This window comes from Thermococcus sp. 5-4 (assembly GCF_002197185.1).
In the GTDB taxonomy this organism is placed as follows: domain Archaea; phylum Methanobacteriota_B; class Thermococci; order Thermococcales; family Thermococcaceae; genus Thermococcus; species Thermococcus radiotolerans.
The window spans coordinates 77930-101184 of the sequence record NZ_CP021848.1; the positions used below are offsets into that span (position 1 = coordinate 77930).

Annotated in this window: 26 protein-coding genes; 8 read left to right on the forward strand and 18 right to left on the reverse strand. The window is 55.8% G+C overall.

Annotated features, from left to right (window positions below; genetic code table 11):
- Positions 1-2 precede the first annotated feature (2 nt).
- From CDI07_RS00440 to CDI07_RS00450, 3 genes are read left to right on the forward strand one after another with little or no spacing between them, the layout of a single operon-like run.
- Positions 3-956, forward strand: a complete 954-nt coding sequence (locus tag CDI07_RS00440; RefSeq protein WP_088179736.1) for a hypothetical protein — start codon at positions 3-5, stop codon at positions 954-956.
- A gap of 57 nt (positions 957-1013) precedes the next feature.
- Complete coding sequence (locus CDI07_RS00445; RefSeq protein ID WP_145954962.1) at positions 1014-2726, forward strand: hypothetical protein; 1713 nt, start codon at positions 1014-1016, stop codon at positions 2724-2726.
- Positions 2727-2755: 29 nt separating this feature from the next.
- On the forward strand, positions 2756-4084 hold the full coding sequence (locus CDI07_RS00450) for an RsmB/NOP family class I SAM-dependent RNA methyltransferase (protein WP_088179738.1): 1329 nt from the start codon (positions 2756-2758) through the stop codon (positions 4082-4084).
- Here the strand turns inward: CDI07_RS00450 and CDI07_RS00455 are convergent.
- The 11 genes from CDI07_RS00455 to CDI07_RS00510 all read right to left on the reverse strand — a co-directional run bounded on the left by CDI07_RS00455 (position 4081) and on the right by CDI07_RS00510 (position 14252).
- The gene (locus tag CDI07_RS00455) at positions 4081-5166 is read right to left on the reverse strand and encodes a mechanosensitive ion channel family protein (RefSeq protein ID WP_088179739.1); all 1086 of its coding nucleotides are present in this window, start codon (positions 5164-5166) and stop codon (positions 4081-4083) included. The genes CDI07_RS00450 and CDI07_RS00455 overlap by 4 nt on opposite strands.
- 2 nt (positions 5167-5168) lie before the next feature.
- Entirely contained in the window at positions 5169-5807 is a 639-nt protein-coding gene (locus CDI07_RS00460) for a DUF432 domain-containing protein (protein ID WP_088179740.1), read from the reverse strand.
- Between the two features lie 39 nt (positions 5808-5846).
- The gene (locus CDI07_RS00465) at positions 5847-7709 is read right to left on the reverse strand and encodes a hypothetical protein (protein WP_088179741.1); all 1863 of its coding nucleotides are present in this window, start codon (positions 7707-7709) and stop codon (positions 5847-5849) included.
- A 21-nt stretch (positions 7710-7730) separates the two neighbouring features.
- Positions 7731-8870 (reverse strand): hypothetical protein, encoded by a 1140-nt coding sequence (locus CDI07_RS00470; RefSeq protein WP_088179742.1) that lies wholly within the window; start codon positions 8868-8870, stop codon positions 7731-7733.
- Positions 8867-10042 (reverse strand): hypothetical protein, encoded by a 1176-nt coding sequence (locus CDI07_RS00475; protein WP_145954963.1) that lies wholly within the window; start codon positions 10040-10042, stop codon positions 8867-8869. The genes CDI07_RS00470 and CDI07_RS00475 overlap by 4 nt, the downstream gene beginning before the upstream one ends.
- Before the next feature lie 119 nt (positions 10043-10161).
- Complete coding sequence (locus CDI07_RS00485) at positions 10162-10824, reverse strand: DUF434 domain-containing protein (protein ID WP_088179745.1); 663 nt, start codon at positions 10822-10824, stop codon at positions 10162-10164.
- Positions 10825-10845: 21 nt separating this feature from the next.
- Positions 10846-11616 (reverse strand): metal-dependent phosphohydrolase, encoded by a 771-nt coding sequence (locus tag CDI07_RS00490; protein WP_088179746.1) that lies wholly within the window; start codon positions 11614-11616, stop codon positions 10846-10848.
- A 43-nt stretch (positions 11617-11659) separates the two neighbouring features.
- Complete coding sequence (locus CDI07_RS00495) at positions 11660-12076, reverse strand: PIN domain-containing protein (protein ID WP_088179747.1); 417 nt, start codon at positions 12074-12076, stop codon at positions 11660-11662.
- A 35-nt stretch (positions 12077-12111) separates the two neighbouring features.
- Positions 12112-13344, reverse strand: coding sequence for a translation initiation factor IF-2 subunit gamma (gene eif2g / locus CDI07_RS00500; RefSeq protein ID WP_088179748.1), 1233 nt, complete (start codon positions 13342-13344; stop codon positions 12112-12114).
- A 107-nt stretch (positions 13345-13451) separates the two neighbouring features.
- On the reverse strand, positions 13452-13829 hold the full coding sequence (locus CDI07_RS00505; protein WP_088179749.1) for a 30S ribosomal protein S6e: 378 nt from the start codon (positions 13827-13829) through the stop codon (positions 13452-13454).
- 108 nt (positions 13830-13937) lie between these two features.
- Positions 13938-14252, reverse strand: a complete 315-nt coding sequence (locus tag CDI07_RS00510; protein ID WP_088179750.1) for a hypothetical protein — start codon at positions 14250-14252, stop codon at positions 13938-13940.
- A 283-nt stretch (positions 14253-14535) separates the two neighbouring features.
- On the opposite strand from CDI07_RS00510, the gene CDI07_RS00515 reads away from it, so the two are divergent.
- A complete protein-coding gene (locus CDI07_RS00515) occupies positions 14536-14706 on the forward strand; it encodes a preprotein translocase subunit Sec61beta (RefSeq protein ID WP_088179751.1) in 171 nt (56 codons plus the stop codon).
- Here CDI07_RS00515 and CDI07_RS00520 read toward each other — a convergent pair.
- A complete protein-coding gene (locus CDI07_RS00520; protein ID WP_088179752.1) occupies positions 14703-15359 on the reverse strand; it encodes a hypothetical protein in 657 nt (218 codons plus the stop codon). The genes CDI07_RS00515 and CDI07_RS00520 overlap by 4 nt on opposite strands.
- 93 nt (positions 15360-15452) lie before the next feature.
- Between CDI07_RS00520 and engB the strand changes: the two genes are divergently transcribed.
- Complete coding sequence (gene engB, locus CDI07_RS00525; RefSeq protein WP_088179753.1) at positions 15453-16082, forward strand: GTP-binding protein EngB; 630 nt, start codon at positions 15453-15455, stop codon at positions 16080-16082.
- On the opposite strand, the gene CDI07_RS00530 is transcribed toward engB, so the two are convergent.
- On the reverse strand, positions 16029-16493 hold the full coding sequence (locus CDI07_RS00530) for an Lrp/AsnC family transcriptional regulator (protein ID WP_088179754.1): 465 nt from the start codon (positions 16491-16493) through the stop codon (positions 16029-16031). The two genes, engB and CDI07_RS00530, sit on opposite strands and share 54 nt — an antisense overlap.
- 161 nt (positions 16494-16654) lie before the next feature.
- Here CDI07_RS00530 and CDI07_RS00535 point away from each other — a divergent pair, with 161 nt between their 5' ends.
- Genes CDI07_RS00535 through CDI07_RS00545 form a run of 3 tightly spaced genes read left to right on the forward strand, consistent with a single transcriptional unit; the run spans position 16655 to position 18990 of the window.
- Positions 16655-17722: a Clp1/GlmU family protein gene (locus CDI07_RS00535; protein ID WP_088179755.1), complete on the forward strand. Its 1068-nt coding sequence runs from the start codon at positions 16655-16657 to the stop codon at positions 17720-17722.
- 44 nt (positions 17723-17766) lie between these two features.
- Entirely contained in the window at positions 17767-18597 is an 831-nt protein-coding gene (locus CDI07_RS00540) for a geranylgeranylglycerol-phosphate geranylgeranyltransferase (RefSeq protein ID WP_088179756.1), read from the forward strand.
- A 12-nt stretch (positions 18598-18609) separates the two neighbouring features.
- On the forward strand, positions 18610-18990 hold the full coding sequence (locus CDI07_RS00545; protein WP_088179757.1) for a ribonucleoside-triphosphate reductase: 381 nt from the start codon (positions 18610-18612) through the stop codon (positions 18988-18990).
- A gap of 33 nt (positions 18991-19023) precedes the next feature.
- Here CDI07_RS00545 and CDI07_RS00550 read toward each other — a convergent pair whose 3' ends face one another.
- The 5 genes from CDI07_RS00550 to CDI07_RS00570 form a co-directional block, all read right to left on the reverse strand.
- Positions 19024-19827, reverse strand: coding sequence for an OB-fold nucleic acid binding domain-containing protein (locus tag CDI07_RS00550; protein WP_088179758.1), 804 nt, complete (start codon positions 19825-19827; stop codon positions 19024-19026).
- On the reverse strand, positions 19824-20201 hold the full coding sequence (locus CDI07_RS00555; RefSeq protein ID WP_088179759.1) for a replication protein RepA: 378 nt from the start codon (positions 20199-20201) through the stop codon (positions 19824-19826). The genes CDI07_RS00550 and CDI07_RS00555 overlap by 4 nt, the downstream gene beginning before the upstream one ends.
- Before the next feature lie 10 nt (positions 20202-20211).
- A complete protein-coding gene (locus tag CDI07_RS00560) occupies positions 20212-21276 on the reverse strand; it encodes an OB-fold nucleic acid binding domain-containing protein (protein WP_088179760.1) in 1065 nt (354 codons plus the stop codon).
- A gap of 135 nt (positions 21277-21411) precedes the next feature.
- Positions 21412-22029, reverse strand: a complete 618-nt coding sequence (scpB, locus tag CDI07_RS00565) for an SMC-Scp complex subunit ScpB (protein ID WP_088179761.1) — start codon at positions 22027-22029, stop codon at positions 21412-21414.
- A 42-nt stretch (positions 22030-22071) separates the two neighbouring features.
- Positions 22072-23118, reverse strand: coding sequence for a DUF835 domain-containing protein (locus CDI07_RS00570; protein ID WP_088179762.1), 1047 nt, complete (start codon positions 23116-23118; stop codon positions 22072-22074).
- Between the last annotated feature and the right edge of the window lie 137 nt (positions 23119-23255).

Here is a 23255-nt window from a genome sequence, read left to right on the forward strand (position 1 = left end):
CCATGGATCAAATTAGGGAGCTGGTGATGTCCTGGCGGGCGATGGATATAATTGACATTGCCAACGGGGACGAGTACGTCGTGACGTCCCTCCTTGGTCTCCTGAGAGACGAGGATGCCGCAACGCGCCTGAGGGCGCTAACGGCACTCGGAGAGCTCCTCAAGGAGCAGAACGGGCGGATAAAGTCCGCCGTCCTTAGAAACGGCTTTAACAGACTGACGGTTCTTCTTGGAGACGAGGACGGCAGGATAGTCTCAAGAACGATAGAGGTTCTCCTGCGGCTGTTCGATGGGGTTCAGATCGACGAACTCCGGCTCTTGGCGCTCATAGACGCGGTTGTCCCAGTCGTGGAGAGGAACGACACCTTCCTGTACCTCTCGGTTCTAGACCTCTTCGGCAAGCTTCAGATGCCTCCCCTGAGCTGGAAGAGCAGGGAGAGGATAAACGAGCTTTTGTCCTCCGATAACCTCTACCTACAGGCCCTTGGAATGCGTCTTTTCCTGAACTCGGGGAGTCTGGACGGAAAGGGTCGTGCGGTTCTGGAGTGCATCTCGGGGCTCATGACGAGCGACAACGTGCTTCTGGTGGAGGCTGGCCTCGATTTCCTCGAGGAGGTGCTGGCTTTCCACATGTCCCCAGATATGATGGGTCCGCTGGTCGGTTTTCTGCCGATTCTCAAGGACATCGAAAACGGGGCTGAGAACGTTCTCATCCGTTCCAGGGCTTCCAACGTGAGGACGGAGGTGGAGAAGGTTCTGTTTTCCTACTACAGCCCCAGGAAGGATGAAGCGCTTGATGTTATGAGGGAATTTCTCATCGAGGGTCGCGTGGAGGAGGCTCTTAACCTCGCCCTGATAATCGGCGGCACGGCCCTGCTGATGAAGCTCTGGGAGGAGGATCCCGAAGGGGTCGATCCGAGGCTCGCGGATCTGCTGGGCTTCTCAAGGGAGCAATGACCTCCGCGGATATTTCAAGCGAAAGTGATATATGTCAAGTTAGTTATATTACTCATCGTGCCGCTTGAAAGGACTATCCCATCCAAGGATGAACTTCGCGAAATGGTCCTCTCGTGGCAGATAAACGAGGCAGTCGAGCTGGCCCTCAGGGACAGTGACGTTCTTCTAATGCTCCTAGACCTGATTGGGCATGGCGATAAGAACACCAAGGTTAGGGCGCTTCTTGCACTCGGCGAGGTTCTGAAGAAGGGAGACGACAGGACGAAGCTCCTCGTCATGAACAACGGTTTTGGGACGATACTATCTGCGCTGGAGTCCAAGGATACGCGCTTGGTCACGAAGTCTCTCAAGGTTCTCTCCGCGCTGGTGGATGGATTTCCCCTGAGAAAGGATGAGTTTCTGTGCCTCGTGGATGTCCTGGTCAAGCTCATCAAGGATCCGGGGATGGAGTTCACTTCTATCGAGATAAGCGACCTCGTGGCCAAACTCACGGTTTCCCATCCCTCCCCTGCCGTTCGCTCCAAAGTCTCTTGGCTGGTCTCCCACGAGAATCCGCGCCTCAGGGCGATGGGGCTCAGGCTTCTGCTCAACATATTCGTCTTCACCGGGGACGCCAAGAGCCTCCTAACCCTACTTGAAGAGGCCTCGGACCTGCTCCTGAGTGAGGATGACGACCTCCTCGTGGACTTCGTGCTTGACGTGCTCTCAGAGGCACTTCGCGCGGAGGTTCCGGAGGAGGCGATAAAGACCCTGCCCGGAGTTCTCTCCAGGGTTAAACGGGTCGCGGTTCAGAGCGGTGACTTCCTGATACGTTCAAAGGCGAAAAAACTCCAGGGCAGAATCGAGGAGCTCCTTTCTTCTCATTACCGTTCCAGGCCCGAGGAGGCCAAGAACGTTCTCCACAGACTTGTGTTGGATGGTGAATACTCGATGGCCATGGACCTGGCCATCTCCCTTGGGGACGAGTTCCTCCTGAGGTGGCTGTCCAAAACCCTGGAGCTGGAGGGAATAGAGGAGTTCACTCCCCGGTTTCAGGTCGTTAGCGGCCCTTCTGGGGGTTCGGCTGCCGTTCTTGAGTTCTCTCCTCCCGCTCCCAGCTCGCGACCCGTGGAGGTGGAGGAAACACCTTCCGAAGAGGTCGCTGATGTCCCCGAGCTGCCCCCAATAGAAAAGCTAGTTGACGATGGTGACGCTTCGGCGCTTGCCGAGGTCCTCCGCACAAGGCCCGAGTCGGTATCGGAGCTGGAGAGTTTCCTGCGTTCCCGCGATGCGGAAAGGAGATCGAACGCCCTGTGGGTGCTCTCCAAGCTTGTCTCTAGACTGAACAACGGGGAGCTCAAGGCTCTCCACCCCCTGATCCCAGCGCTCTTTGAGATCGTTGAGTCCAGGAATCCATGGGAGAGGAACAAGGCCGCGAAGATCCTGGCGTTTCTTGCCTCCCGCGGGGGCAGGAGGGACGTTCTTGAGAGCGTTCTGTCCTTCCTCGAGGAGCGCCCGCTCCCGGCGCTGGAGTTCTTCGGTTACTACTTCATCTACACCTGGGACGAGGAGGCCGTGTCCAGGGTTCTGCAGTTTCTGAAGGATGCCCTGACGGACCCCCAGCTTCAGTTCCCCGCGCTCATGGTGCTCGACGCCATAACCATGTGGGGAATTCGCCCAGAGATAGACAGGACAGTTTTTGAGCCAATCCTCCTGCAACTCCTTGAATCGAACGATGAGGAAGTCCGGAAGGTCGCGGCCAGGGTCATGGAAAGGTTCAAAACGGCCTGAGCCAAGCTTCCCCTATCGGAGGGATGAACTTGGGAAAACTCAAGCTCAGCGACAGGCAACTGTATGCCCTTATAGAGGCCGTGAAGCTCGGGGAGGAAATCAAGCCCAGCCAGAGCGCCAAGAGAAAGGCCTTCGCGAGGTACAAAATCGAGGGCTGGGAGAACTCCAAGCTCACGGGGATATTCTATTCAATTCAGCGGAGGCTGGGCCTCATAGACGAGGTAATAGAGGAACTGGTGGGTGTTTCTCCGCTCATCCTGGACCCCTGGCTCAGGGCGACGCTCAGGGTGGCCGTTGAGGTGGCGGTCTTCAGGGATCCCGGTGAAAGGACGCGGCAACATCTGAAGGGCCTCGCCCAGTTTCTGTCGAAGAAAACGCACCCCTACGTGGGTTATTACTACTACGACCTCCTTCCGCAGATCCTAGAGTACGTACCGGTCATCGACACCGAGGAAAAGCGCCTCAAATGGGACTACCTCTTTCCCGAGTGGTTCATAGCTGGGATGAGGGGACTCCTCGGTGACGAGGCGGAGGCTCTTCTCAAGGCGCTCAACGAGACCCTGCCGACGAGCATCCGGGTTAACCTACTGAGGGCAAGCCCTGGGGACGTGGAGGGATACCTGAGGAAAAAGAACGTCAGGTTCGAGAGGAGCGGTAGGGTTGATACCGTTCTCAGAATCCTTGATCCCTTCAACCCGGAATGGCTCTTCAACAAGGGGTTTGCCATAGCGCAGGAGGAGGCGGCAGCGGTTGCCTCTCTGGTTCTGGCTCCGGAGCCCGGAGAAACGGTCGTGGATTTGGCCGCCGCCCCAGGGGGTAAAACCGCCCACATGGCCGAGCTGATGAACAACGAGGGGAAAATCTACGCCTTCGACGTGGACGGTGCCAGGATAAAGCGCATGAAGGAGGTTCTCAGGCGTACGGGCGTTGAGATTGCAGAGACCATCAGGGCGGACGGCAGGAAGGCGCCGGAGATGCTGGGGGAGGGAATAGCCGACAGGGTGATGCTCGACGCGCCGTGCACCAGCGATGGAACGATAGCGAAGAACCCGGAGCTTCGATGGCGTCTCCGTGAGAAAAACATTCCAAAGGTCGTGAAACTTCAAAGGGAGCTTCTTGAGAGTGCGTGGAGGCTCCTCAAACCCGGAGGCAGGCTGCTGTATTCAACCTGCTCCATGCTCCCCGAGGAGAACGAGGAAGTGGTGGAGTGGTTCCTTGAGAGGCACGGTGACGCCGCGCTGATTCCGCTCGATGGGCCATACGATGAGGGCTTTCTGCCCGGGACGATGCGCGCCTGGCCCCACAGGCACGGGACCATAGGATTCTTCTACGCCCTGATGGAAAAGAAGGGAGACTAAGCCCTTTCCTCCCTTTCCCCGCTTTCCTCCACCTTCACCCTCAGCTCGTTGGCGAACCAGTTCACCCTCTGCGGGAACGGTATCTCTATTCCGGCCTCGTCTAGGGCCTTCTTAACGTCCCGTATGACTCTCGTTCTGACGTCAAACCACTTCTCGCTGGGTGCCCATGCCCGTATGGCGATCATAACCGCGCTGTCCGAGAGCTCGTTGACGTAAACCAGGGGCTCCGGCTCGGCCAGAACAAGGGGTATCCCGTCCAGAACGTCTTTTATTATTCGGATGGCCTTCTCAGCGTCGGCGCTGTAGGATATGCCCATGTCAACGTCCACGCGCCTCACCGGGTAGCGCATGAAGTTCACTATGTTGCTGTTGAAGAGCTTCTCGTTTGGAATCCTTATCAGAGTCCCGTCCCAGGCCCTTATCCTCGTCGAGAGTATCCTTATGTCCTCAACGACGCCCTCCAGCTCGCCTATCTGCACCTGGTCGCCTATCGAGAGCGGCTTGTCAAAGTACATGAAGACTCCGGAGACGAAGTTCGAAACAACGGTCTGAGCCGCGAAACCGAGGACTATACCTGTTATTCCAATGGCCGCCAGAACCGCGCTCAGCTCACCGCTTACCCCCGCAAAGTTGAGGGCTAGGAAAAACGCCACGGTCAGGAAGATGTAGTAGAATATCTTTGCCTTAACCATGACATCCGGCCGGGCCTCCTTTCCAGAGCTGGCGATCATGTAATCCTTGGACTTCTTGGCTATGAGGTACGCGAAGTAGAAGAACCCTATCGCGAAGGCTATGTTCCCCACGGTGGTGTTCCATACCTCATAGCTCATTATGCCGAGCAGGTACAGGGCCCAGATTATTCCACCGAGCACGAACATCCGGAAGATTATATCCGCCGTGTCCTCGTTGATTATCCAGGTGAGGGTCGTCTCCTTGGATTTTCTGAGGATGAAGCGCCTCATGAGCCTGCCCAGAACTATCATGCCCGCTATTATCAGGGCGGCCTCGATCAAAGTGAAGAGTGAGACGCCTATGTCCACGGGTATCTCTGGACGGGGAACCGTTGTGTTGTTCGTTGCCATGGTCACCACCTCATCCTGAAGTTGGGGAGCGGTTCAGCCTCGTGGGTTGGCTTCAGCGTTCCGTCAGGCGGATTTCCTGTGTTGTTGACCTCGTAGATTTCCTTCGTGGTGAGTATTATCAGCGGATAATACGCCCTGTCCTCGGAGTAGAACATCACGCTGTTCCTTATCGGGAACACTATCTTTTCCACGAGCTTCCAGCTCTCCGTTGGATTGTTGATAATCAGTTTCACGATCCCCGGTGAGTCGGGTATCTCCCCGTAGAAGTCGCTAACATGATAGCGCGCTATAACCCCGATGGTTTTCTCGCCGTAGAGTGCGTATTTCTCCCTTCCGACGACGAAGCGGTCTATCTCTATATTCCCGCTCCGTACGGAGATGTCTATGGGCGCCGAGAGGTAGCCGGTCAGTTTCTCCCCGGGGGGTACGGCTATCCTCTCCGAGAGCTTTATCATCAGGAACTTCACACCGTAGCCCTCGGCGGGGGCCGGAAGAACCAGAAGATTTTCGCCGCCCCGCTTTATGAGCACGCTCACATCGTCCCTCCGATAAAGGACGGTATCCTCAGAACTCTCCACGAGGTGGATTTTCTTGTCGATGATTTTGATGAACTGGGTTTTCAGCTCGTGCTCGCCGAACATGGGTAAAAATAATGTAAGAAAAGATTTAAAGTTTGCTTACTAGCTGGCCTCTTCGAGCTTTATATCGATAAGCTTTGCATGGACGTATATGGCCCCGCCTCCGGGCATGGTGAGCGAGGCGGTTACCTCAACGGGGAACGGAAGCTCCGGTGCAACTATCGTGCCTCCGTTGGCTTGGGCCAGCCCACCCTGGACGACGCCGTTCCATGTTACCCTGTACGTCTTGAACTCCATGCCCGCTAGGGATACATCGTCTCCTGGCTCAACTGTGTAACCCTGTCCGTTGCTGGTTAAGGTTACGTAGGTGAGCACGTCCCCGTAGATTCCGCCGTAGAAGCCTGTTGGGTAACTCCACACCATGTTGTACTGCTGGAAGTCGTCGCTTATGTAGCCACAGTTGTAGTCGCCCTCCATGTTCCCCGAATCGTCCATTGAATAGTGGCAGCTCGGTCCGGTCACCTCGATCTTAACCCAGTCCGGGCCGTTGATCATGTCGTAAACTGCCGGAACCCACAGGATTCCCGAGGTGTACTCGTCGAGGTAGTCCGGCTCAACGTAGACCGTGTAGTTGTAGGTCTCCCCACCGATGTTGAGGATGGCGTAGAGGGCATAAACGTCCTCTCCGTTGAGTTTAGTTTCGTAGTAGCCTTTTCTGATGAGCATACGGACGTGAGAGCCGCCGGAGACATGGTAGTCCGCATCGAAGGTTACCTCCTTCACAACGTACTCCTCGCCGTTTATGGTTATGGGTTTACTCGCGTCCCAGGCGAGCTGCCAGTTGTCCGATAAACCTTCGCCCGGCGTTTCAGTTGAGGTTGGAGTCTCCGTTTGGGTTTCCGTGGAAGTTCCGGTTTCCCCTGGGGATGTGCTCTGCTCTATCTCGACGTTTATTCCCTCAAACTCCTTCGATAACTTTAGGTCCTCCAGATTCAGCTTTGAGTAGTAGCTCTCGCCGCCCATCTGGCTGAACGTTCCCTCGGTCTCCACGGGTATCGGCAGCTCCGGCGCTATCTTGGCCTTTCCCTGGCCCTTAACGTTTCCGAAGGTCCAGCTCCATTCGACGTTGCTCACCTTGAAGCTCTTTCCTCCGAAGCTCACGGTTCCATCCGGCTCGATCTTGTAGTTGTACCCAATACCCATGAACGAGAAACTGTACTCGTCCGGTTTTGATAGGTCGTGCTCCTCAAGCCCGCTCCAGGCGGCGGAACTCACCATCGCCATCCAGCCCTGGATTGTGGAGCCCGATATGCCACCCATGATGGTTTCGAAATCCCCCTCGGTGTACGGGAGCTCCGAGTACTTGCCTATCGCCGCGGGGTTGCTCCAGTAGAAGTAGTTGCCGCCGTACGATGCCTCGATGACCGCGGTTGTTCCCGACATCATGGCCCCGAAGTCCGGGAAGGGGGTGAGGAAGTAGGCGTCGGTGTCCTTCGTTCTCTCCTTTATGAGTATGAGGTACTCGAGCGGCCCGTTCATGTCGGGGTCGTTCAACGGGGTTATCTTCCCGTAGTAGGCGAAGAGGTTGTACTCCCCCAGGTCCTTCTTTCCGTTGTCGTCGGAGTATATGTGAGCCTTCACGTAGCCCCTCTGCTTTATCACCTCGTAGGAGCGCTCCCCCTCGGAACTCTTGACGGTGAACGTGTACTTTATGTAGTTAATGTAGTAGCTCTGGCCGTTAATCTGGACTGGGTTGTAGGCGTCCCAGGGAGTCATCCAGGTTGAAACCCCGGACTCTCCTCCCCCGCTTGGGCTGCTGCTGGTCTCATGCGTCTCCCCACTACTCTCCTGATACGTTTCACTGGGGGAGGTTTTCTCCTCTCCCCCGCCACCGAGACAGCCGCTTGCCACTACGCCCATTAGGACAACAAGAACCAAAAACAATGCCAAACTCCTACTTTTCATGTTGACCTCCTCCTCCACAGTTTATTGGTTTTTATCATATTTAAACGTGACATTTTCTGCAGTGTAAAGCCAGAACCCCCCGGTCTCCCCCGAGACAAGCATGACCATCCCGTCGTCGCTCAGTTTTATGTATCCGAGCGAATCGCCGGGAACCTTCACGCTGAAGACCTCGTGGAGGTCCTTCAGCGAGTAGCAGTGGATTACGCCATCCTTCGAGGTAACGGCGAAGTTCTCGTTTGCGAAGTACGGGAAGCCCGGCAGGATTCCGACGTCCGTGAGGTCCCACGTGAGGACGTGGGTGTCCCCAAAGGACTCGTGCCAGAGCAGGTATCTTCCAGTGGGGATCAGAGTCCACTTGAGCAGTATCGTCTGGTCGAATGGGTAGCTCCCCTCGGCCAGTAACTTTCCGTCCTCGGAGAAAATCCTCAGCTTTCCGTTCTCGCTCACCAGCAGTTTATCGCGGTAAGCGAGTACCCTGCTCGTGTTGAACGTCAGGATTCTTCCCCCGTCCTTGAAAACGAACGCACGGTCCTTTTCCGACAGAACGACGAGCCCGGAGTCCGAGACGGACTTGAGGTCGTAATCGTCGGGGGTGAGCGTGACTTTTTCCCCGTCACAGTGGAGCTCCTGCTCCGTGGGGGATACCGTCACCAGATAGCAGACGTGGTTTCCGCTCGGTGAGCGGAGCATGTAGTCGGCAACGGCTCCCGGTCCGCCGTGTCTCTCCTCGCCGGCAAGACCGTTCCAGGAAAAGATTCTTATCCCCGCGAATCCTCCGTACGACGCCAGAACCCAGGCCTGGTCTCCGACCACTACCACGCCCGAAACCACCGGCACTATTTCGCCCTCATCCCTCCTGAGGTTCAGGGTCGTGTTGCTCCCGTCCGGCTTGACCAGGTACAGACGACCGCGGTCCCACTCTATGGCCGCCGAGAGGCTTCCGTCCGGGCTCATGTCCATGAATGGTATTCCCCCAGTGTCGGCACTCCAGACTATTTTCATGTCCCAGGTTGATGGTTCAGGGGTCGTAGTAGTTTCGGGCTGACTCGTCGACGGCTCGCTTGACGTCGTGGGGGAGGTTGATGTTCCGCCCTGGGAACCCACGCATGCACTCGCTATCACGATGAGGGAAAGAAGGAGGACAAAAACGAAACGCCTCATGAACTCACCTTCTCCAGCCTGAGGTCCTCGAGCTTGAAGTACGCGTATATGACGGTCTTCTCCCCTGTCTTGGGGTCGCTGTAGGAGTAGTGGCCGTCTCCCTCTACTAGGAGCGGAAGGTATGGCGAGAACTTGCCCTTCCCGTCCATCGAAACGCCCTCCGGTGAACCCTGGTATTTCCACTCGAAATCAACGAGTTTGAAGGTGATTCCCGAGAACGACGCGGTTCCGTCGGGTTTGGTGTTCCATGCCCAGCTGTGCCCCTGCATATCGCTCCATACGCCGCTCTGCGGGATGAGCACGTTCTTGTTCTCCCACGCGTACCAGATTCCAAAGTGCAGGGTGGCCATCCACCCCATGTACAGGTAGGTCATGTCCTCGTTTATGTCGCTCAGTATGTCCTTATCCCCCTCGAAGTAGGGCAGGAGGTCGTTTCTGTAGGGCGCTGGGCTGGTGAGGAGGAACGTTCTGTCTCCGTACTGAACCTGTATTCCGACGAACTCCCTGTCCCGTGAGGTTGGGGATAGGTAACTTATCCAGAGAACGTCCCAGGGATAGAGGAACGCCTCGCTCCTGTTGAAGACGAACCACACAGTGATTGTGAGCTTGTCCTTTAGTGATGCGGCCTTAACGGGCGTCACGACGGTAGTGTAGGCGTACGCATCGTGCTCTTTGTAGTCTATTTTGCTTCCGGTTACGGTCATTCCGTAGACGTGAACCTTGGTCTTCTCAACGCTCTTCTCGACGATATACTCGTAGGTCGGGGAGTTCTGGTCGGGCTGTACCTTGTAGTCGTACTTATAGTACGTTATGATGTACCTCTCCCCGTTGACTTCGATGGGTGCGTATTCCCAGGGATGGGCCCAGTACGCTTCCTCCGTCGGGGTGGAGGTCGTCGTGGTCGTTTCCACGGATGAAGTGGTTGTGGTTGTCTGCTCCTGGGTGGTCGTTGTCGTCTGCACCGAGGTGGATGTGGTGCTCGGTGAGGGGCTTGAACTGCTCGTTTCGGAAGGTGTTGAAGACGTTGAAGTTGACGAGGCACCGGCGGAGGTGGTTAGTGATGAGGAGCTTGTAGTCGTTCCGCCGCCCATACAGCCGCTGGCGATGACTATCCCCACAATCAGAAAGGCCAGCAAGATTGCCCCGGTTCCCTTCATACGAATCTCCTCCATCACCCGCCAAAAAAAGAAAAGCGGGTACTGCGAAATATACACCTACCTTGTACACGAATGTATTAAAAATTTTCCAAGGCTTCAAACGTCTTTGTAGCTCTAAAAGGGCCATCTGAATGTTAATACCTCTCTGAATACGCTTTTCCCAGGAGTTCAAAGAGATCGCCAGCCTCCCATCCGGCGAGTCTTCCCACGTACGCTGCCAGGTCGAAGACGTGGGGAACCTTTGATATGATTCCGATGTCGGCAGTTGCGACTGTTTCGAAGGCCTTGAGCTCGAAGTCGGGGCTTTTGACGAGCCTCACCTCGGAGTTGACCCCCTCCCGGATGAGGGCTTTCTCTGTCAGCCCCTTCACCTCCCCGCTCTTTGGAACCGCCGAGCCGTAGAAGAACACGGCCTTTTCAACGCCCAGCCCCCCGAGGGCGCGGGCGAGGTCGCTGAGGAGCCGCTCCGTGCCTTCGTTGAGCCGGTACTTTCCCTGGTACTTCAAGTCCCTCACTAGCCCGTCCTCGCAGAGTATAGCTCTTCCTTCGAGGAGCGATTCGAGTGTTATTAGGACGTTGAAGCCGTCTATCCCAATAACCTTGCCCCTGAGCTCTTCCGGCATTAGGAGCTTTCTTCCTACCTCATCTATCCATTCGTCCGAGAACACGCACCTGGCCAGGAGGTAGCGCTCACCCTTTGTCAGCCTGTAGTGGTTGGCCACGAACTCGAGGGCGTACTTCTTCCGGTAGCCCCTGTTGAGGAGGTACTTCAGGTCGCGGTACGCATCGAGGAGCATGGATAAAGAAACGGTGGAGGGTTAAATAACCTTCTCCATTACCTCGGTGCCGGTGTGTATCCTGAGCCTGACCCTCCCGCCCAGGAGGGAGCTCTTGACCTTCTTCGTCAGTATCTCGTCCACCTGGAAGATTCCGGCGGGGTGCTTCATCCATATCTCGATGAGTATCGGCTGCTCCTCGTCCCCTTCCCTTATCTCCACCCTCTCGATGGCCAGGGCCGAGACGGCGTGGATGTCGACCTTGTCCCTCTTGTGGACGAGCCTGCTCCTTCCAGCTTCCATGTCGCAGCCGTCCGCTATCGTAACGAGCGAGCCCTCTATGGTGGTGCACGGAACCGCCTCATCATGGGTGTAGATGGCGTTCAGGGTGAGCGCCTTGAGGAGGAGAGGGTCATCCGTTCCGAACTCCCTCACGAGGGCGTCTATTATCGGCTCCGCCAGGAGAACGCTGAACCCGTAGTGGTTTATCCTGTGTATCATGTTCCCGGTGTCGTGGAACAGTGCTCCGAAGGCCACTATGAACTTGCTCCAGCGGAAGGGCTTACCGAGCTTCTCAGCCGTAGTCTGGATTCCGAACTTCCTAATGATGTTCAGAAGCTCCAGTGCGCGCCTGGTCGTGAGCAGAACGTGAATTGGCCCGTGGTCGTTGAAGCCGTAGACGTTCAGCACGATGTAGTTGGTCGTCTCGAAGTAGTAGTGGTACTCCATGAAGGCCCTCTCGTAGAGCCCGTAGAGCTCCTCGTCGCCGAGGAGTTCCCTAATCTCGCCCAGCAGTTCTTCCTCCGTGTACATCTTTTCCACCCAAGGACGTGGAGAAGAGGGTGTTTTAAGGTTTTCACTCCAGCATGCCCTCGAGCTCGAGTATCTTCTTCGAGCGGAGGTAGACGACCGGGATTCCCCTCTCGCGGAGGCGTCTCTTCAGTCCCTTGTCGTTGGTGCAGACTATTACCCGCTCGTTCTTGACCGCGAAGTCGAAGATCTGGTCGTCTATGGGCCTCTCACCAAAGCGGCCTATTTCAACGACCTCAAACCTCTCCACGAGCTTTTTAGCCATTCTAATGGCCATTAGGTCCTTTCCGCGGGACTTCCTCTCTATGACCTCCAGCTCCTGGAGGACGGCGTTCGGAACGGCTATTCTGAACCTCACGTCGAGAACTCTGTTAAGTTCGCCGATTATGTCGACACCGAACTGTCCCGGAACCAGGAGAAAGTTCGTGTCCGGAATCACCAGCCATTCCCGTCTTTCAGGCATCTGCCTCACCGAAAGTTAATGGAAAAGAAGAGGGCTCACTCCCTTATGAAGCCGTAGCCTATGAGGCGCCATCTTGAGCCGACCTGCCTGCTGATGGCGACCCTGTCGCCGACCTCGGCGCAGATGGGTATCTGGAGCTTGAGCTCGACCTCGTCCCTGCCGAGCCCCGTGACGAGACCCATAGTTCTGGCCGTTCCGACGTTGAGGAGGAGAACCTCGCGCCTCTTTATCGGCTCGACCTTGAGCTCCTCTTCGGTTCCTACAACGCGCTCAAGGAGGTGAACCTCAAGCCTGAGCTCGTCCCAAACCGGTGGGAGCTTTCCGGGCTTTCCAACGACGTTTCCGGCCATCAGGTCGCCCTTGGTGAGGTACGGGTCGAGCTTGGTTCCAACTCCGACGAGTCCTCCAGGATAGGCCTCGTCCACGAACTTTCCTCCGGCCTGGAGGGAGGTTATCTCGGTGGTTATCGGCTCGTACTTTATCCTGCCGTGGTCCTCGTAGGGGACACCCGGGCGAATCTCTATCTCGTCGCCGACCTTGAGCTTGCCCTGGATTATCGAACCGCCGATGACGCCACCGACGAGCTTCTCGGGCTTGGTTCCCGGCTTGTTGACGTCGAAGCTCCTGAGAACCAGCATCTTGGGCGGCTTTTTGAGGTCGTGCTTCGGGGTTGGTATGAACTCTTCTATCGCCGCGAGGAGAACGTCAACGTTCGCGCCGTGAAGGGCCGAAATCGGGATTATCGGGGCGTTCTCAGCAACCGTCCCCTTGACGAACTCCTTTATCTCGTGGTACCTCTCGATGACCTTCTCCTTGTCCACAAGCTCAATCTTGTTGAGGGCTATGACTATGTTCCTGTTGCCGACTATCTGAAGCGCCATGAGGTGCTCCCTGGTCTGGGGCATGACACCCTCGTTTGCTGCTATGACGAGAACGGCACCGTCCATGAGGGAGGCACCTGCGAGCATCGTTGTCATGAGCGCCTCGTGGCCGGGGGCGTCTATGAACGAAACGCGCCTCTCGAAATCGGTCTCGGCGCCGCAGTACGGGCAGACTGGCGAGTTGGAGTACCTGCCGCAGCTCGGGCACTTCCTTATCTCCGCATCGGCGAAGCCTATCTTGATTGTGATTCCCCTTCTCAGCTCCTCGCTGTGGGTGTCAGTCCAGATTCCGGTTAAAGCCTTTGTGAGGGTTGTTTTACCGTGATCAACGTGACCAACCATTCCGATGTTAACCTCGGCCTGTCTAAACTCCTTCTTCTTTGCCATCTTCTCTCACCCCTAAATTTAGAGCGTTGGCCGGTTTATTAAGGTTACCTCGATGGGGAGAACTTGAGCGGGACAGAAAAGCGATAAGTTTGGGGAAAGGAGGAAGCTCAGAAGACGAGCTTCATGTTGATCTGGACGATCTCGGGGCTGATGGTGTTGCCCCTGACGGTCTTCTTCCTCCTCTCGCCCCTCTCCTTCGGCCTGAAGCCAGGGCCCTTCGAAACGAGGATCTTGACCCTCCTCGGGCCGTGGACGTCGGGCCTCATGGCGAAGCCGTCCTTGTCGGTACCACCGGTTATCCTGAGCTTGACGTTGCCCGGAATCTCCTCCCCGAAGATCTCGGTGAGGTTGAGTCCGAGCTCGCTCGCGGGAATCTCCTCTCCTATGCGCTTTCCTATGAGCTTCTCGGCTCCTTCGCCGCTTATCTCAACCTGTCTGGCTATGCCGTTCTTAGGGTTGGATATAACGAGCTTAAAGGTCGCCATTTCCTCCCACCTCCTATGTCATTAGCGGGATTCATTGGGTAAACCCCTTATCCAGTGAGCGCTGTGGTTTGGTGTTTAAAAAGTTTCCTCTAAAAATAAAATGGAAGGTCAGCCGCCGCTCATGTGGTACAGCATCTCCCAGAGCCTGACGGTGTACTCAACCGTTGGAGGGTAGCTCTGGACTATTTCGGTGATCTCCATGTTCTTGTGGAAGGTTGGGGCATCTATTGTTTTCATGTACTCTTCGAGGGCTTCTCTGTCCTTGGCCCGCCATATCGTGTAGCTTCCGCCGACGAAATTGTAGGAGGCGAGGAACTCAACATCGCCAGTGAGGGGCAGCCGTTTGAAGAAATCGGCAGCTTCCTTGGTTGCTTCGATGCTCTCTTCATCTGAATAGCGGTGGGTGACGAGGAACATCGCCATACGAACACCTCCCATGTATCAAATAAATTTCATATGTTCTTGCCAGAGAGAGCGCCGCTGGGTGAAAATGGTCGCTTGCTTCCGGGCGCTCCGCTTTAGATTCACCCAGACAGAACCTGCTGTGTGGACATTGACTTTATCATATATAAAGATTGTGACCGAATTAACTTGCTATTCAAGAAGGAAAAACTTGTAAAAATTCAGCACGTCTTCAGAGGAGAACCCTCAATCAAAACTTTTTTATACCTTAGCGCCCGTAGGCACTCCTTGAGGGGTGAGATGAATGGCAAAAGAAAGAACAACGCTTCCGCCAACCGGTGCCGGTCTCATGAGGTTCTTCGACGAGGACACCAGGGCGATAAAGATAAGCCCGAGGGGCGTCATAGCGGTTACGCTCATCTTGGTTGCCCTTGAGATACTCCTTCACGCCTTTGGAACGCAGCTCTTCGGTTAAATGAAGCTCGTCTTCTTTAATCCCCTTGCGTTCAGCTCCTCGTTGATTATCGCCCTGACCACTTCTTCCAGCTGTGTCTGGATGAGCTTGTCCACATCGTCCTTTATCTTGTCGATGTCGTGTCTGAGTCCCTCTAAGAGCCTTATGTAGTCCTTGGCCATCTCGAGCTGTCCCTCCTGCCTGACGAGCTGCTCCTTGAGGTGCTCGAAGTCCTCCTTCATCACCTGGAGCTTTCTCAGTTCTCTCTGTATCTCATCGAGCTTCTTCGTCAGCTCGTAGTTCTCCTCCTTGAGCTTCTCGATGAGCCTCTCCTTGGCCTCGAGCTCCCTAACCAGGGAGTTGTACTCCTCCGCTATCTGGTTCAGCCTCTCTATCTCCCTGAGCGGCGGGACTTTGCCGTTCCCGAGGATTATAACGTCCGGCCCAACGTTGACTATATCGCTCGGCCTTATCTTGAGCTTCTTCTCGCTGGAGAACATGCTCTGGCCCTTTCCTAGGTTCTCCACTTCCTTCATCTTGAGGATGAAGTAGAACTGGTCACCCTCAACCTCGACGTTTATGTCGGTCACAAAGCCCAGTATCTTTCCGTCCGTCAGGGATATGACGAATTTGTTGATGAGCTGGTTGGCCTTGGTTTCGCCACCCTCTACCATAAAACACCACCGTTGGGACTTATCCCTTCGCCTACTTAACTTTTCCGCCAAGGCTTATAAGGCGAAAGAACTTCATCGCTTACGGTGAGAGGGATGATAATATTCGTGGGACGTTCGAACGTTGGCAAGAGCACGCTCATCTTTCGCCTGACCGGCAAGTGGGTCAAGAGGGGCAAGAGGCCCGGAGTCACGAGGAAGCCCGTGGAGATAAACTGGCGCGGAAAGCTGGTTGTGGACATGCCCGGCTTCGGCTTCATGAGCGGCGTTCCAAAGGCGAAGCAGGAGAGGATCAAGGACGAGATAGTCCACTTCATCGAGGACAACGCCGATGACATCGAGCTGGCGGTTCTGGTGGTTGACGGCAAAGCAGCCCCGGAGATAATAGAGCGCTGGGAGAAGCGCGGGGAGATACCGATAGATGTGGAGTTCTATGCCTTCCTCCGGGAGCTGGGAATCCCGGTGATAGTCGCGGTCAACAAGATGGACAAGATAAGGAACCTCCAGAGGACGATAAACTTTCTAGCCGAGAAGTTCGGCGTTCCCTACAGCGAGGTGCCCGAGACCTTTGTTCCAATATCCGCCAAGTTCGGGAAGAACCTCCTTGAGTTGAGGAAGCTCATGGAGAAGAAGCTTAAAGAGGGCAGGAAGCGGCCCTCCGCGGAGACGAAGTCAGAGGACTTCGAGGACGATGTGGGTGATGGTCTCCTTGACGCCGTCGAGTGAGGCTATCTCCTCGAGGATATCGTCGAGCTTCGTCTTGTCGGCCTCGATGATGAGGTCTATGTCGCCGGTGACGCGGTATATCTTCTTTATCTTGAGCTCCTTGATGTGCTCGTAGACGTGCTTTCTCTTGGTGGGCTCTATCTTCACGAAGACGAAGACGTCGCCCTTCTTCTCGCCGAGAAGGTCGAGGGCCTTGTCCGTGAGGTCTATGAAGCCCCTTCCGGTCCTTATGTAGCCGAGTTCTTTAAGCACCTTGAGATGATTGCTGAGGGCCTGTCTGGTGATTCCAAGCTCCTCCGCAAGCTCGTCCTGGGTCTTCTCGACGGTGTGCACCTCTATAGTCTTTCCTTCCTCGTAGAACTTCCTGAGCAGCCTTATCTGCCTTGGGGTAAGAGTTGACCTCCCTTCCATCTCCGAAACCTCCTTTTGCAAGATTAGCGTTTACAGCTTTATTAAGCCAACTATTTTTAAGTCTTATGTCAAATTTTTTGGTTCCATGGATTATGGCCACTACCACTCTTATAAGTCTTTCCAAAAGTTAGCTTTTTAATTCCAGCCTCCTAGGAACTCACATGAACAAAGCGACCTACACGGAGGACGTTCCGCCGGACAGGTTTGAGCTCCTTGAGCGGATACTTAGCTTGGAGAGACCTGCAAAGGTCATGCTGATAGGCGCCACCGACAGTGGGAAGACGACGTTGCTAACGTTTCTAGCCAATCGGCTCATTGATGAGGGTCTCAGGGTTGCGGTGGTTGACAGCGACGTCGGCCAGAAGGGTATCCTTCCCCCCGCCACGATAAGCCTCGCCTTTCCCGAGGGTCCCTTTGAGTCAATTGGTGAACTTCAGGCATATGCCCACTACTTCATAGGCACCATAACCCCCGGGAGTTACACGGGAGAGATGGCCGTCGGGGTTAAGAGGCTGACCGACATGGCTTCAGAGGAAGCCGACGTGGTCCTCATAGACACGACCGGCTTCGTCACCGGTCCGGGCATCGAGATGAAGCGCCTCAAGGCCGAGCTCGTGAAACCAGAGCTCATCGTTTTCCTCGAGAGGAACGACGAGCTCTCCCACCTGCGGAGGCTTCTCTCCCCCTACGGGGAAGTAGCAACGTTGTCTGTCAGCGAAAAGGCGAGGGAGCATTCGAGGGGTGAGCGCAGGGAAGTCCGGAGGGAGAAGTGGAGGGCCTACTTCTCGAACGCCTCGCTCGTCGAGGTCGACCTCTCGAAGACTGTTCCCACCGGAACGGAGCTCTTCAGGGGCAGGCCGTTGACTCATGAGGAGAGGGACCTTCTCTCGGCGCTCTTTAGGTGGCTCGTCATAGCCGGCTGGAGGGGCGAGCGGTACGTCGTTGTCAAGGCCGATGTCGAGCCCGATCCCAGGCAGTACGGCCGCTCGGTAATCCATGCGGTCGATTTTGAGAGGCTGAGCAACCTCTTGGTGGGCTTCATCGACGGAAACGGACTCTGCCTAGGCGTAGGGATACTCAAGTGGATAAACTTCGGCGAGATGAAAGCACAGGTTCTGACGCCCCTCCCCCCTGAGGAAGTTGGTAGAGCGGTTGAGCTCCGCTTTGGCAGGATAAGGGTGCTTGAGACGGGCGAGGAGCTTGGCCTTCTCCGGAGGGAGGAGCTCTAGCAAAGATTTTTAAGGCAATAACCTAATCGAATTAGGTGTCCCTAATGGAACTCAAAGCCTTTGTGGAGATAACCAGGCCCCACAACTGCGTTCTTGCCGGAGTAGTGGGTGTTCTGGGTTCGATAGTCGCGGTTGGACACTTTCCGGACCTGGCCACGGCGGTTCTGGTCTTTCTGGTCGTCACCCTCGGCTGCGCGGGGGGCAACACGATAAACGACTACTTCGACTACGAGATAGATAAAATCAACCGGCCCGAGAGGCCCCTTCCCAGGGGCGCGATGGGCAGAAAAACCGCCCTCTACTACTCACTGCTCCTGCTAGCGGTCGGCCTGGCTCTTGCGTACCTCATAAACATCCGGGCGTTCATCCTGGCGATTATCGCCTACGCCGCGATGATTCTCTATGCCTGGAAGCTCAAGCCACTCCCGTTCATAGGGAACCTCGTAGTTGCTGGCCTCACCGGTGCGACGCCGCTCTACGGAGCCCTCGCCGTTGAACACATCGGCCTGGCCGGCTACCTCGCGCTCTGTGCCTTTCTGGTAAACGTTGCCAGGGAGGTTATAAAGGACATCGAGGACGTTGAGGGCGACGTTGCCAAGGGCGCCAGAACGCTTCCAATAATATGGGGCGAGAAGAAGGCGGCTTACATCGGGGCCCTCTTTGCCGTTCTGACTGTGGTGGCCTCGTTCCTGCCGGTGAGGGCCGGTGTCGGCCTCGGTTATTACGCAATGGTGCCGGTTGACCTGATCATACTCTACGCCGCGTACATTATACTTAAGAACCAGGACAGGGAATCGGCACACAGGGCCCAGAAGCTGTTCAAGGTGAGCATCTTCCTGGCCGTCATGGCATTCATAATAGCCGCGATAGTGTGAGGAGGTGGAGGTATGGAGTTTAAGGATGAGCTCGTGAGAAACCTCGAATCCGAGGAGCTGTGGACTGTCATCACATTTAAAACGCCCTACGGGCCTGCAAAGACCCTTGAAAAACTCGTGGAAGCCGTTGAGGATGCGGGCTGGCGCGTTACCTTTAAGGCCAACTGGTGGACGGCCGACATTCCCTACGGTCTGGCGAGGATAGACGCCAGGAAGGGGGACAGGGAGAAGATAGTGCTCGGCAAGTGGATACTCGGGAGAAAATGCGAGCTGATAGGCCTGGAGAACATGCCGCTCGAAAAGGGACGCGACGAGTTCTTCCGCATGGTGGACAGCATAACCTCAACACTGATCCATGACCCGGTCATAAGGACGATGAGGGAGCAGTACTAGCTTTTCTCTTTTTTCAGAAAAAAGATAGGAGCCTCAAAGCGGCTCGTAGTAGCCGATCTCCGGCTCGTATATCTCGCCCTCCGCTAGGAGCTGGGTTATCGCTTCCTCGATAAGCTCCTCATCGATCTCCTTCGAGAGCTTCTTGATTATGAATTTGTGCGATAGTGCTTTGCCCTTCTCGCGGAGCAGGTCGAGGACGGCCTTCTTGGCCTTCTCAAGCTCCGGGTTCTCTGCCTTGGGTTCCTCCTCGACGACCTCCTCCTCGAAGAGGGCTTCCTCGGTGCTCCTCTGTTCGAGCATCATGGTGTAGAGCTCGTCTATGGTCATGAGCATGTCCTCGCTTACGCCCTTGTTCTTGGCTATGACCTTGGCCTTGGCGGTTATCCCGTAGCGGTCGTATATCTCGAAGGCTATCTTGGCCTTCTTGGCGTGCTCGGCCTTCTCCTTCAGCGTTTCGAAGCGGTGGAGTATCCACATGTTCGGCTCGACCTTCGCTATGCCCTCGACGAGTATCTGTTTGTCGTCGCGCCATTCCCCAACCTTTCCGATAATCTGAACCAGGTCGCCCTTCTTCACGAGGTTTATGAAGCGGGTGTTCTCCCTGAAACCGAAGACCCACATCGTTCCGGTGCCGTCGTCAATCTGGAACCTTCCGTAGCTCTCGTCCTCGCTCATCATGGGGTCTCTGACGACCGTGGCGACGACCTTAACGCGGTAGACCTTTCTGGCATCTTTCGTTATCAGGTAGTTTGGCTCGAAGTCGCCCTCGCTCTTGACGTAGTAGCCGTCTATGATGTCCTTGATGTAGACCCTGCTCGCTGGAAGGCGCTTCTTCATAGTCCCTCACCTCCGAAGAACTCTATGATGCCCTCGACTTTGGGCAGGACCTTCCTCTCAAGCTCCCTGATCTCTTCCAGTGCATCCAAGTCTGCATTGCTGAAGTCCTGGACGACCTCGCCATAGATGTGCATCCCCTCTTCGTTCCTGATGACCCTTCCGATGACCCTGACGATCTGCCCGTTCTCGGGAAGAACGTTCTCCTCGCTCTCGATGAGTATGACACCCGTTCCGTCGTCGAGCCAGAAGGTGTAATCCATCTTGTCGACCTTGAAGGCCTTCCCGATGAGCGAAACCCTGGTGTCGTCCTCCCTTATCTCCCCAATCTTTCTCTCGACGGCTGGCTTCCTGCGCCTGAACCTAACTTCCTCCATCGTCAACACCTCACACCAAATCCTTGAGGACCTCCTTCAGCTCGGCCCTCACCCTGGCGATCTCGCGCTTCGGGTCAACCTCGTCCCATCCAAAGGCCTTCAGGATGAGCCCGAGGAACTTGTCGTCCACGACGTTGCCCCTGACGATTACCTCCCTGCCGAGCAGATAGTAGTACTCCTCCTCTGCCAGCTTCCTTCCGGCTTCCCTGAGCGTCAGGCCGTTCTCGACGAGCTCCCTGAGCTTCTCGGCTATCTCCTCTGGATCCTTGCCCACCAGCTCGGCCGCATCGTCTCCGAAGAGCGTTGTCCTTATGTATCCCGTGGAATCGTCGAGGCCGAAGTCCACTATCGTTATCTTAACCGGCTGAACCTCGCCGTGCTCCGGGCATACCCAGCTGTTCGTTGCGGGGTCGTAGTCGACCTTCCTCCTGCACTGCGGGCAGGCGTCGTAGACGGTAACGCGGTAGAGCCTCGCAATCGTCCCGCGAACCTCAATGAACCGCTCGCCTCCCATCAGCTCACCTATCTTTCTCCGCTGATAGTTGTAACTCCTGACCTCCTCGATCGGGGGTATCTCCCCGGCGCGCGGGTCTTCCGGGTTGAGGATTATCCTAGTCCTGAAGTTGGCGTGCAGCTCGACGCCGTTCCGGCCCTCCCTGACGCTGGGGTCGATTATCTTGATGAGGTCTCCCGCATTGAGTTCGTTGTAATATTTGGTCACGAGGCCGTCCCACAGAACGAGTCTCGTCTTTCCGGTGGCATCGTATATTATCACGTTGGCCACCTGTCCGGTGGAGCCGTCCTTCTTCTGGTACTCCCTGGGCGGGTACTTCCTCAGAATCCTCGCCACGACGTTAACGCCGGTCATTCCCGGAACCAAGTCTGCTATGTGGAGGAGCTCCTCCTTGCCCTCAAGATTCACCCCGAGCTCCTCGGCAAGCATCAACGCCGCCGCGTGCTCGGAGATTCCCTCGCGGGAGGCTATCTCCGATATTCTCTTCTCGATTTCATCCCTCGAGAGGCCCTTCTGCCCCTCGATCATCTCAATAATCTGCTCCTTCGTTAACACTCCCATAACACTCACCTTAATGGTAATGATAGCTCGGACTATTTAAACCTTTCTCCAAACTCGGTCCAAGGGGCCAATTTTCAGAAAGGAAGGGCGATTTCCTCCTCTGAAGGAAAATTGAGTGACTGAAGGGCCAAGGAATTACTCTTCGCCCTCCATAGAGGTCTCCACTTCAATCTCCTGGGGTTCTTGAGATTCTTCGCCATCCCCTTTGCCCTCGAGCTTCGCTATGAGGTCGCTGTACTCGGCGTGAACGACCTTCTTGAACGCCTCCTTTATGATGTTGGGGTCGTTCTCGGGGAAGCCGTAGAGCTCGGCGAATTTTGGAGTCGTTCCGAGGAGCTTCGTCCTCTCGTACGGCTCGGCGTATATCAGCCCCATCTCGAGGAGCTTCCTTATGTGCTCGTACGCCTGACTTCCCCTGAGCTTCACCACCTTGCTCTGCTCTATCGGCTGGAGGTAGGCTATAAGGGCCAGAGTCTTCAGTTCGCCAGTTCTCAGGTCAGGTCTCGGCATGAGGTGAACGACGCGCTGGCTGTACTCCTGCTTTACCTGCATGACGTATTTGTCCCCAAGGACTCTCACAACTTCTATCGCGCTCTTTCTCTCGGCGTACTCTGCGGCTATAAGCTCGATGAGCTTTTCGAGGTAGTCTAGCGATCTTATTCCTAGAGCCCTTGAGAGCTCCTTCACACTCAGCGGCCTTCCAGAAACGAACAGTGCAGCCTCAACAAGGGCCTTGTCCTCAAGGAGTCCCATTATTATCACCACATTGAAAATTGGGCCCCTCTCTTATAGGGTTTACCCTCCGATGAGAACGCGCTTTATGGTCAAGTAATCCTTTTTCTCCAGAGCGGTTTCGTCTACCACCACTACCAGCCTGCCATCCCTCAGTATCACGAGGTCCCTGAGCGTCCCGAGGAACTTGGTCACGGCCGTTATCCCGTTGTGTATAACAAGGTACTCTATCCCGTCGATGACCACGACGCCGGTCACTCCCCTCATCTCGGCCTCCCGGAGGTACCTCCCCGAGAGCTCCAGAATTCTGGGAAGGTTCGTTGGAGCTATCGTGTCCCTCCCGGGCAGACTTGTCAGGAAGTAGGCCTTCCATTCGTCTGGGGGAGTCAGCTCCCTGATGAACGCGAGCACGGGGTAGCCCTTGAGGTCCTCCTTTACCCTGCGGTACTCGCTGCTCGATACGAGCTCGATGCCGGGGTCTATCTCGAACCTTATCGTTCCCGTGAGGTTTATGAACTCCCTGGACAGCACCATTCGGGCCATAAAGTACGCCGCGACCACGGTCAATGCCGCGCCTATGGCGAAGCCCATCGGTGCGAACCACGTCACGGTCCTGAGGAACGGGTAATCCATCTTGTGGGCCCCAAGGATGGCGAGGGCGAATGCCGCACGCTTGGCGCTTTTGAACTTCGGATCGATGGAGGCAACGATTAGAACACCCGAGAGAACTATAAAGAAGGCAGAAACCCCGTAGGGAATTCCAACGACCGAGTTCCAGTTATCTCCAAGGAAAATGCCGTAGACCGCTGCGATGAGGGGCGGGGCTGCCCACAGGGCCGAGTATCTGAGGTTCTTCCCGAGTTCCTCGGAGAGGAATACCAGGGAGCCAAGGAACAGCAGCGAGGAGGACGTCGCCTCGGTCAACGCGGCGAACTGGAGAATCCCGAGGGCATCGGCCACTATGCTCATGGCCGCCACGAGCCAGGCGATGGCCCAGATGAACGCGGATTTTCGTCGTGACTGTATGTAGACCATTAGAAGTACCGCCGAAACGGCGAACTTGGCCGAGAGGCTCAGGGCCTGGCCTACCATTAGGAGAGTGGTGTTCATCTTGACCCTCCTGGTGCGTCCGGCTGTTAACTTGTGTTCTGCATGTATAAAAAGCTTTGGCTACTCTGTGGGGGCCAGGGCGTGAGTGTGGACTCCGAGGCGACCGTAATCTTTATAAACCCAACTCGAAAGGTTAA